Consider the following 11,163-nt stretch of genomic DNA (forward strand, 5'->3'; position numbering starts at 1 on the left):
TTCAAAGACAACATCATCCAGGCCCAGTGCCTTGATCGCACTCTCGCCTACAACAGCGTCTTCAGGGAAAATATAGATTCCGTATTCCGGTGCTTCCGGATACATTTCTCTTGTGCTTCCCAGCTCTTCGATGGAACACATCATACCATAGGAATCGATTCCGCGAAGTTTTCCTTTTTTGATTTCAATTCCACCCGGTGTTTTCTTTCCGTCATGTCCACCGGCAACACGTCCGCCGTCAAGAACAACAGGAACCTTATCTCCCTCTTTTACATTAGGAGCGCCTGTAACAATCTGTACAGTCTCTGTTCCGATATTCACCTGGCAGATGATCAGTTTATCTGCATCCGGATGTTTCTCAATTTTTTCAATCTGACCGATCACGATCTTATCCAGATCTGCGTCCAGTTTTTCAAAGCCTTCCACTTTTGTTCCTGTCAGTGTCATGGCATCTGTATATTCCTGTGCTGTCACATCAGAATCCGGCACATACATTTTAATCCAAGATAATGAAGTATTCATTTTGTTAATCCTCTTTCTATATTATAGCTCAGACTTATAGCAGCTTTCCCGGACAGAAATTTCCTCTTGGCTGCATAGCTCTGTTGTTTCAGACAGTCATTTCATCAGAACTGTTTCAGGAAACGGATATCATTCTCATAGAGCAGTCTCATGTCATCAATCTCATATTTCAGAAGTGCAATACGTTCAAGACCTACGCCAAATGCGAATCCTGTGTATTCTTCCGGATCAATTCCGCACATGCTTAATACATTCGGATGAACCATACCGCAGCCAAGGATTTCAATCCAGCCGGAACCTTTACAGAAACGGCAGCCTTTACCACCACACTTGAAACAGGATACATCCACCTCTGCGCTTGGCTCTGTGAACGGGAAGTGATGTGGTCTGAACTTAGTTTTTGTCTCAGGTCCGAATAATTCCTGTGCAAACTCCTGCAAAGTTCCCTTAAGATCTGCAAAAGTGATGTTCTTGTCAATAACAAGACCTTCGATCTGATGGAAAGAAGGAGAATGTGTTGCATCTACTTCATCTGAACGGAATACACGACCAGGTGCGATCATACGGATCGGCAGCTTTCCTTTCTCCATAGTACGTGCCTGAACCGGTGAAGTCTGGGAACGAAGAAGGATAGAATCATTGATAAAGAAAGTATCCTGTTCATCACGTGCCGGATGATTTTCCGGAATATTCAGTTTAGTAAAGTTGTAATCCGCATACTCTACCTCCGGTCCCTCTACTACTTCATAACCCATGCCGATAAAGATACGCTCTACTTCTTCCAGGGCGATGGTGTTCGGGTGACGGTGACCGATTTTAGCTTTCTTTGCAGGTAAAGTCACATCAATCACTTCCTGTTTCATCTTCTCTTCACGGGCTGCTTCTTCCAGTTTCTGCTTGGATTCATCAAGAAGTGCTTCTATCTTGCTTCTTGTTTCGTTTACAAGCTGTCCAACCTTCGGGCGCTCTTCCGGTGCAACATCTTTCATACTCTTTAAAATTGCAGTCAATTCACCTTTTTTACCAAGGTATGCCACACGTACTTCGTTCAGTTTTTCCAGACCTTCGGATTCACTGATCCGTTTTCCGGCTGCTTCAGCCAGTTCCTGAAGTCTTTCTTTCATATCCATGTTCTCTTTCTCCTTTATGTCATAATGTCAGAGAAGAAAAATCGTTACTGAGAACAGAATGAACAGTAACGTAAAATCTGACTCTGACTTGATAGCCACAAATCGCTCCGTTGCAAAAGCAGTTCTCGCAATTCATGTTATAATAGCAGAATTGGCAAACAAAAAACTCCGTCCCACTAAAGGGACGGAGTAAAATATCCGCGGTACCACCCTGCTTCCTGCATTTTCTACAGGCTCTCGGTCTGCTTAACGCGCAGTAACGTCATTTCCTACTCAGTAAATACTGTCATTCAGAAATGCGGCTCCGGTGGGAAATTCAGGAAATATCTGAACCTGAGGCAGCTTCCAGCCGATGGCTTCCTCTCTCTGACGGAAAATAAATCCCTGTAAACACCTTCTAAGCTTTTCATGATTATCAACACTAGTAATCATGCCACAGACGTCAAAATCTGTCAAGTACCATTTACATTATTTATTTTTAAGATATTCATCGATACCTTTGGCACCAGCTTTACCTGCACCCATGGCAAGGATAACAGTAGCTGCGCCTGTAACAGCATCACCGCCGGCATATACACCATCTTTAGATGTCTTACCTGTTTCTTCTTCAGCAATGATACATCTTCTCTTATTGACTTCAAGACCTTTTGTTGTAGAAGAGATAAGAGGGTTCGGGGAAGTACCAAGAGACATGATAACTGTATCTACATCCATGTCATATTCAGATCCCGGAATTTCAACCGGACGACGTCTTCCGGAAGCATCCGGCTCACCAAGTTCCATCTTGACAACCTTCATACCTTTTACATGACCGTTCTCATCTACAAGGATTTCCTTCGGGTTAGTAAGAAGATCAAAGATGATTCCCTCTTCTTTTGCGTGATGAACTTCCTCTGCTCGTGCAGGAAGCTCTGCTTCACTTCTTCTGTATACGATATGTACTTCAGCACCAAGTCTTAAAGCTGTTCTGGCAGCATCCATAGCAACATTACCACCGCCTACAACTGCTACTTTCTTTCCTGCTGCGATCGGTGTATCATAAGAATCATCAAAAGCTTTCATCAGGTTGCTTCTTGTAAGATATTCGTTGGCAGAGAATACACCGCTTGCATTCTCACCCGGGATACCCATGAACATTGGAAGTCCGGCACCTGATCCGATAAATACAGCTTCAAATCCTTCGTCCTCGATCAGCTGATCGATTGTTGTGGATTTACCGATAACAACATTAGTCTCGAATTTAACACCTAATTCTTTAACTTTTTCAATTTCTTTCTTAACAACTTTCTGTTTCGGAAGACGGAACTCCGGAATACCGTAAACAAGAACACCGCCAAGTTCATGAAGAGCTTCAAATACAGTTACATCATAACCAGCTTTTGCAAGATCACCTGCACAGGTAAGTCCGGAAGGACCGGAACCGATCACTGCAACTTTATGTCCGTTCTTAACTTCTGCTCCAACAGGTTTGATATCATGTTCCAGAGCATAGTCAGCAACAAATCTCTCCAGCTTACCGATAGAAACAGCTTCGCCTTTGACTCCGCGGATACATTTACCCTCACACTGGGATTCCTGAGGACATACACGTCCACAGATAGCCGGAAGTGCGGAGGATAATCCGATCACTTTGTATGCTTCTTCGATCTTTCCCTCTTTAATCTCTTCAATAAATCCAGGAATATTAATGGATACAGGACAGCCTTCCACACATTTCGGTTTCTTACAGCCTAAGCATCTCTGTGCTTCTTCCATTGCTTCTTCCTGATTGTATCCAAGACAAACTTCTTCAAAGTTTGTTGCACGTACTTTTGGATCCTGTTCTCTTACAGGAACTTTCTTTAACATCTTTGCATCTGCCATTACTTGTCACCTCCACAATGTCCACATCCGCCATGATGGGTATCACCTTCCTGAAGTTTCAGTAATGCACGTCCCTCTTCAGTCTTATACATCTGGCTTCTCTTCATAGCCTGGTCGAAATCAACGAGATGTCCATCGAATTCCGGTCCGTCTACACATGCAAACTTAATCTCATCGCCAACCTGAAGGCGGCATGCGCCACACATACCTGTTCCGTCAACCATGATCGGGTTCATGCTGACAATTGTATGAATGCCAAGCTTCTTGGTAAGAAGACAGACAAATTTCATCATGATCATCGGTCCGATCGCTACGCAGACATCGTAATGTTTGCCTTCGTTTGTTACCAGATCCTCAAGAGTCTTGGTAACCATACCTGCACGGCCATAGGAACCGTCATCTGTAGTAACATAAAGATTGGAAACTTCTCCCAGTTCTTTCTCAAGGATAACCATATCCTTAGTTTTTGCACCAAGAATAACATCTGCTGTGATTCCATGTTCATGGAGCCATTTTACCTGTGGGTAAACAGGGGCTGTACCAACACCGCCGGCAACAAATACCATTTTCTTTTTCTTTAATTCTTCGATATCTTCCTCAACAAATTCAGAAGGACATCCAAGAGGTCCTACGAAATCGCGGAATGCATCTCCTGCTTTTAATTCTGCCATCTTGATGGTAGATACACCAATCTCCTGAAATACGATTGTGACCGTACCCTCTTCACGATCATAATCACAGATAGTAAGAGGGATTCTCTCACCCTTCTCATCTAACTTAACGATAATAAATTGTCCTGGCTGACAATGGCTTGCAACACGCGGTGCGTGTACAACCATAAGATGGATCTTAGCTGCCAGTGTTTCAGCTTTTAAAATCTTATACATGGTTTTCCTCCTCGCAAATAATAAACCTCTATTAATAATACGCCAAAATCTGACATATGGCAAGGGTTGATTTGTAGCATATATAAGATTTTTTTCACTTTTAACACTCTTTTTCTATCATTTCATATAATTTTGCCAACGCTTCCTTAATACCGCCAACCTCATCGATCAGCCCTTCTTTTACTGCCTCTTTTCCTTCCAGCATGGTTCCTACATCTTTTACCAGCTGAGAAGTATCAAGCATCAGCTCTTCCAGACGTTTCTGAGATGCTCTGGAGTGTTCGGAAATAAATGTAGTGATACGGTCCTGAATTTTCTCCATATTCCGGTAAGTCTGAGCCACTCCGATAAACATACCATTGGAACGTACCGGATGGATCACCATCGTAGCACTTGGTACTGCGAAAGAATAGTCCGCAGATACGGCCATCGGAACTCCGATAGAATGTCCGCCGCCCAGAACCAGTGACACTGTTGGTATACTTAATGAGGCAATCATCTCTGCAATGGCAAGCCCAGCCTCCACATCTCCTCCCACTGTGTTTAAAAGGATCCAGCAAGCCTTCTATTTCTTCATCATCCTCAATGATGGCAAGCTTTGGAAGTACATGCTCATATTTTGTAGTTTTGGAATGGGAGGGTGCAGACTCATGACCTTCCACCTCACCAATGATGGTCAGAAGCTCTACCTTGTGTTTTCGGAATTGCTGTTTAAAACCACCTGTCCCATATCTTTGATCTGCTCATTGGTACTTTCCTGAACTTTATTTTCTGACTCCTGTGTCTCACAGTTTTGCAGCTTCATCCCTGTTTCAGACTCTTCTCTTTTTTCTCCATATCTGTTTTCAGACATAAAAATACCTCCATTTTCTCTATGGAGGTATTATGTGTGTTTCTTTTATAAACTATACATGTCCGACAGCAATAACCCAAAACAGGCAGTCTCAATATACCTGCGGTATTTTACTGCTCATCCCAGTTTGTCCAGTAATCTGTGACATCATCGTCATCATCCAGAAGATCCAGAGTTCTCTGAAGATCCTTGAGTGCCTGCTCATCTGTAAGCTCCACATAAGTCTGAGGAATCATGGCAACCTGTGCTTCTGCAATAGGCAGACCTGCTTTTTCCAGAGCTTCGCGAACTGCACTAAAATCATCCGGAGCAGTAAGAATCTCATAACTGTCCTCTTCCTCGCTGAAGTCCTCAGCACCGGCATCCAGAGCAAGCATCATAATCTCGTCTGCATCCATCTCACACTCTTCTTTGTCAATAATGATCTGACCTTTCTGATCAAACATATAGGATACACATCCCTGAGTTCCGATGCTTCCGTTACCCTTTGTAAATGCATTACGTACATTACCTGCTGTACGGTTCTTGTTGTCTGTCAGAGTCTCAACAATGATAGCAACACCGTTCGGGCCATAAGCCTTCATATACAGCTCTGGTTGGTTGTTGCAGAATCAGCACCTGCTGCTTTTTTGATACCACGTTCGATTGTACCGTTTGGCATGTTGTTTGCCTTCGCTTTGGCAATTACATCACGAAGTTTGCTGTCTATATATTCGGATCCGGACCGCCTGCTTTGACAGCCATAACCAGCTCACGTCCGATTACTGTAAAAATCTGTCACCTTTTTTTGCATCGTTTTTCTCTTTCTTATGCTTAATGTTTGCAAATTTTGAATGTCCTGACATCTTTCTTTCTCCTTTTGTTAATTATTTTTATCTGCTGCTGTTTATACAGCAACATTATTATCCCGCTCCACCTTAACCTTGCCAATGGTTTTATTACCAATAGACAAGATCGTAAAGCAGTATCCAATCGCTTTTATGCTTGTATCAACATCCTTATCTGTAGGAATATGTCCCAGAATATTGGTCAGATAACCGTTCAGTGTTTCAAACTCTGTATCCCCAAAATCTGCATCCAACTCTTCTTCCACATCCTCCAGATAAGCAAGCCCGTCAATGATCAGACTGTTATCTTTCTGTGCGCGGATCGTAATTTCATCCTCATCATATTCATCCAGAATATCTCCGACAATCTCCTCCAGAATATCCTCCATGGTAACGATCCCGGCTGTCTGGCCATATTCATCCACAACAATTGCCATATGAATCTTTCTGGCCTGCATAGTATGAAAAAGATCTCCAATCCCCCTTGTTTCAGGAATCAGGGATGCCTGGCGGATAATTCCGGGCAGTTCCTTCAACGGTTTGAACTTCGCCCAGGGATTCTGTGTCATAAACTTAAGTGCATCTTTATAATGGACAATTCCTTTGATATTGTCAATATTCTCCTCATATACCGGATAACGGGAATTCCCCTCTTCCAGCATAGTGTCAATCATGTTCTTGAGCAATATCTCCTCGTCAAAGGCCACCACGTTCTTTCTGTGAGTCATGATATCATGGGCTTCTGTCTCATTAAAAGATATGATATTCTGGATCATTTCCGCCTCATTCTCCTGGATGACGCCCTGTTCATGAGCTTCATCTACAATGGAAATGATTTCCTCTTCTGTGACAGACTTTTCTGTACGGTTTATCTCCACACCAAAAGGCACTGCTGCCAGTCTGGCGATCCAGGTGACAGATACAGTAAAAGGCTTTAACAGATTCAGCCAGAAATGTACCAGGTTCAGATACTTATATGCATAAGCTTCAGGATGATAAGTACCAACCCGCCGAAAAGCCAGAATACCGATTGCAGCAAGAAAAATCACGCACAACGCCATTACCAGGATCAGTGCAGGCACATGCTTTATGTATGGATAAAATGCATCCACAGCATATGGGACCAGAAAAGTACCAAAACAAATACCACATGCCATTACGATCAGCGGAATTGCATTGACAAACTGCGCCGGTTTGTCGATCAGAGTCATCAGCATCTGTGCTTTTTTATCGCCTTCCTCTGCTTTCTTCTGTGTATCATTCTCACTTATGTTTCTCAGCGCTGCGGCAAACCCGTAAAAAATTCCATTCAGCCACAACAGTAACAGTAAAACAAATAAGCCCCAGAGGGGCATACTACTGCCATCTTCCATTATATTATTCAGTCTCCTCCTTATTGAATATGCGTAATTACTGGTAAAATATATCACTTTCTCCATTAATCGTCAAGATACTGACCGGACAGAGATACCAAAAATTACTGTTCATTTATTGTTCACGCACTACTATCCGAGACATGCAAGCCAAAAAATCGTAATACCGGATCAGATGATATATCCCTTAAAAAGTAAAATCAGAACGTAAGCTCCAGGCTGATCTCAAGTGCATGATTCACCTTATCCAGCATCGCATCATCCAGATGACAGACTTTATCTTTTAATCTTCTTTTATCTATAGTACGAAGCTGTTCCAGCAAAATCACAGAATCTTTTTCAATCCCATAGAGTTCCGCATTGATCTCAATATGTGTAGGAAGCTTAGCCTTGTTCATTTTTGATGTAATAGCAGCACAGATCACTGTAGGGCTGTGCCGGTTACCTACGTTATTCTGAATGATCAGAACCGGCCGGATTCCACCCTGTTCACTCCCCACTACAGGGCGAAGATCAGCATAAAATATATCCCCTCTTTTAATTACCACACAATTCACACTCCGATTCTTTCCGGTTTCAATTTACAACATTGCCATAAGAAGAAACCTTGTTATCAGCCGGATATTTCCTGTCCGGTTAAGATAAAGTATTTCCACCTTTTTCTTGTGTATACATGCGTGGTATATAAAAATCAGTTATCGCTCACTTCGTCTCTATTCAGCAAACAGTAACATTATATTTCTTTCCCGTTTTTAATATAGACTCTCGGCACACGCGGGCTGATATCACAGGCAAACTCATAGGAAAATCTGCCACAGAGATCACCAATCTCCTCAATACCGATAAACTCATCCCCGTCTCTGCCGATCAGTGTTACCTCATCGCCCTTCTTCACATCACCAATCTCAGTCACATCTACCATAAACTGGTCCATACAGACTCTGCCAAGGATCGGAGCCTTTTGTCCATGTATCAGAACCCAGCCTTTATTGGAAAGCTGCCTGGAATAGCCGTCTGCATAGCCCACCGGAACAGTTGCCACACGAAGCTTCCTGTCAGCCACATAAGTACCGCCGTAGCTGATCGCTGCTCCGGCAGGAACGTCCTTCACATAAGTCACATGACTCTTAAGTTCCATAACCGGCTCAAGCTTTACAATATCTCTCTCCACCTCAGAAGAAGGATAAATTCCATAAATTGTGATTCCGGCGCGGACAATATTCAGATTTGCTTCCGGCATACGTATGATGCCCGCACTGTTAGAACAGTGATGCAGAGGAATTTCCACTCCTGCCTCTTCTACGCGCCTTGAAAAATCCAGATACCGCTCCAATTGTACCATAGCCGGACTTCTGTCATACTCATCTGCTCTTGCAAAATGAGTAAACATACCCTCAATCTCAAGATTTGGAAGTTCTGAAATTTTTTTAATTTCCTCTACATTTTCCTGTGCATCCGCAAAACCGATCCTGGTCATTCCTGTGTCCAGAGCAATATGAATATGTACAGTTTTTTTCTGCAGAACCGCTTCGTCTGAAAGTTTCCTTGCCTCCTCATATTCGCACACTGCAGGACGGATCTCATAACGGACAAGTTCCGGAAAATATTCATCAAAAACAATTCCAAGGATCAGGATTGGTTTTGTAATCCCGGCTTCTCGCAGATGAATCGCTTCTTCCGCAGTTGCAGCCGCAAATCCCCAGATATAATCATAATCCTCAATGAGATGTGCAACCGGCACCGCGCCATGTCCATAAGCGTCAGCCTTTATGACTGCGATCATCTTTGTCTCTTCTGCAATATTTTTTCTCATTTCCCGGAAATTATGTTCTACTGCATCCAGTGAAATGACTGCTTTTACTCTGCTATCTTTCTTCATAATAATTTTCCTCTGTTATTTTTTCATGTTAATATCTGCAAATTGTTTCACAGATTTACTGCCTCAAAATGAATATTCTATCTTAGTATTTCCGGCAGAAAACAGATGATATCTCCTGCGGTCATCCCTCGCTGCCCTACTGTTTCAGCAGCCAGATCACCTGCCAGCCCATGCACATATACACCAAGTGCAGCCAGCATAACAGGAGAAAATTTCTTTTCTGCTGCCAGATACATACACTGTATACCGGCAAGCACACCGCTTAACACATCTCCACTTCCCGCTGTAGCCATTCCTGCATTACCCGAAATGTTCAAATACATATCTCCAAAAGCATCTGCCACCACAGTACAGGCATCCTTCAGAACGCAAACCGCTCCAGACTCATTTGCATAATCAGCTGCGGTCTGTGCCAGACAATCCTGGATCTTACCGATTTCTTTTCCGCACAGACGACTCATCTCACCAATATGAGGTGTCAGGATCACATGTTCCCCGATAAAACACTTCCAGTTGTCATGGACTGACAGAAGATTCAGGCCATCTGCATCCAGAATTACTGTTTTTTTACACTCAGCTGCCTTCGCCAGGAACCACTGAGCTCTTTCCCTGCTCTGCGCTCCGGTTCCAAGACCCGGTCCTATCACAAGCACATCACACCAGTCAAGCATTGCCTGGTTTTTTTTCTCATCAAAATCACAGGTGATCATGGCTTCCGGCAACAGTGTCTGCAACGGAATCCTGTTGGCCTCCACGGTCTGAATTCTCACCATTCCCGCAGAGCTTTTCAGAGCAGCTGCTGCACTCAGATATGCAGCTCCGCACATTCCTTCGCTGCCAGCTATAAGAAGAACCTTGCCGAAGGTTCCTTTATTTCCATAGGGAACTCTCTCCGGAAGCATTTTCAAATCTTCACGTTCCAGATGATGCATACAGATTTTCTTTCCGGGTATGGAATAGATTCCGATATCCGTAACAACGATCTCACCGCCATACATGCGTCCGGGATAAAAACACAGCCCTCTTTTGCGAAAAGCAAAGGTAACCGTAAGATCTGCCCGGAATGCAATCCCCTTCTCAAATCCGGTATCTGAGTCAATCCCGGATGGAATATCCACAGCTACTTTATACGCAGATGCCCGGTTCATTGTACTGATAAGCTCTGCATATTTTCCCTCTACAGGTCTGCTCAGTCCAACCCCAAAGATGGCATCTACTATAGTAGTATATTCATCCGGATCCAGGTTATGCACCCGGGGCACCTGATAATATTCTGCTGTTTTAAGCTGTCCGGCAGTTTCAGCAGTCATTTTCTCTTCCTTACCCGCAATATAATACCAGGTTCTGACTCCTCTCAACTGAAGCAGTCTGGCAATTGCCAATCCGTCTCCGCCATTGTTGCCGGTTCCGCAGACCACAAGGATTTTCTCTTTTTCTTTATTCTTTAATCTCTGTACAATCTCCTCAACCGTCTTTAATGCTGCCCTCTCCATAAGTACCGGAGACGATATCCCGGCTTTCTGAATCGTATTATGATCCAGTTCTTTCATCTCAACAGCAGTTACAATCTCTCTCATCTGTTCACCTCCTGTTTACAATAACACATTTACATGCAAGAGAAAAGCTGTGATCAGATGACCACAGCCTTGTGTTTCACAGTTATCCCTTACATCCCTTCATGTTCCTTTCTGTACTCACTCAGGTTATAGGACAAAGTCATAAGACTCTCTGAAAGATGTACGTTCTCTACCATTACATCCTCCGGGGCATCCAGATCAATATGTGCAAAATTCCAGATTGCCTTAATTCCATTATCAATTAAAATCTTT

8 protein-coding genes, 3 pseudogenes and 1 other annotated feature are annotated in these 11,163 nt (G+C 43.3%); all 11 genes and pseudogenes read right to left on the reverse strand.

Annotated elements, in window-relative coordinates; all coding sequences use genetic code 11:
• On the reverse strand, nt 1-522 hold a 522-nt coding region (ytpR, locus tag AC075L_RS03120; RefSeq protein WP_476387118.1), incomplete at its 3' end, for a YtpR family tRNA-binding protein.
• A 104-nt stretch (nt 523-626) separates the two neighbouring features.
• Nucleotides 627-1,646, reverse strand: coding sequence for a phenylalanine--tRNA ligase subunit alpha (pheS, locus tag AC075L_RS03125; protein WP_026648180.1), 1,020 nt, complete (start codon nt 1,644-1,646; stop codon nt 627-629).
• A gap of 183 nt (nt 1,647-1,829) precedes the next feature.
• Nucleotides 1,830-2,061: a binding site (T-box leader), on the reverse strand.
• 59 nt (nt 2,062-2,120) lie between these two features.
• Complete coding sequence (gltA, locus tag AC075L_RS03130; RefSeq protein ID WP_022379996.1) at nt 2,121-3,515, reverse strand: NADPH-dependent glutamate synthase; 1,395 nt, start codon at nt 3,513-3,515, stop codon at nt 2,121-2,123.
• The gene (locus tag AC075L_RS03135) at nt 3,515-4,402 is read right to left on the reverse strand and encodes a sulfide/dihydroorotate dehydrogenase-like FAD/NAD-binding protein (RefSeq protein WP_055052424.1); all 888 of its coding nucleotides are present in this window, start codon (nt 4,400-4,402) and stop codon (nt 3,515-3,517) included. The genes gltA and AC075L_RS03135 overlap by 1 nt, the downstream gene beginning before the upstream one ends.
• Nucleotides 4,403-4,502: 100 nt before the next feature.
• A pseudogene (locus AC075L_RS03140) lies at nt 4,503-5,207 on the reverse strand (ClpP family protease).
• Nucleotides 5,208-5,365: 158 nt separating this feature from the next.
• Nucleotides 5,366-6,100: pseudogene (locus AC075L_RS03145) on the reverse strand (YebC/PmpR family DNA-binding transcriptional regulator).
• 41 nt (nt 6,101-6,141) lie between these two features.
• Nucleotides 6,142-7,455, reverse strand: coding sequence for a hemolysin family protein (locus tag AC075L_RS03150; protein WP_070100651.1), 1,314 nt, complete (start codon nt 7,453-7,455; stop codon nt 6,142-6,144).
• A 200-nt stretch (nt 7,456-7,655) separates the two neighbouring features.
• Entirely contained in the window at nt 7,656-8,003 is a 348-nt protein-coding gene (locus AC075L_RS03155) for a type II toxin-antitoxin system PemK/MazF family toxin (protein ID WP_020994045.1), read from the reverse strand.
• Nucleotides 8,004-8,188: 185 nt separating this feature from the next.
• Complete coding sequence (alr, locus tag AC075L_RS03160; RefSeq protein ID WP_008703932.1) at nt 8,189-9,334, reverse strand: alanine racemase; 1,146 nt, start codon at nt 9,332-9,334, stop codon at nt 8,189-8,191.
• 77 nt (nt 9,335-9,411) lie between these two features.
• Nucleotides 9,412-10,911 (reverse strand): NAD(P)H-hydrate dehydratase, encoded by a 1,500-nt coding sequence (locus tag AC075L_RS03165; RefSeq protein WP_476387119.1) that lies wholly within the window; start codon nt 10,909-10,911, stop codon nt 9,412-9,414.
• A gap of 89 nt (nt 10,912-11,000) precedes the next feature.
• Nucleotides 11,001-11,163 (reverse strand): annotated as a pseudogene (locus AC075L_RS03170) (redox-sensing transcriptional repressor Rex); the annotation flags it as partial.

The organism is Blautia sp. ZXY-1-B12, assembly GCF_056339915.1.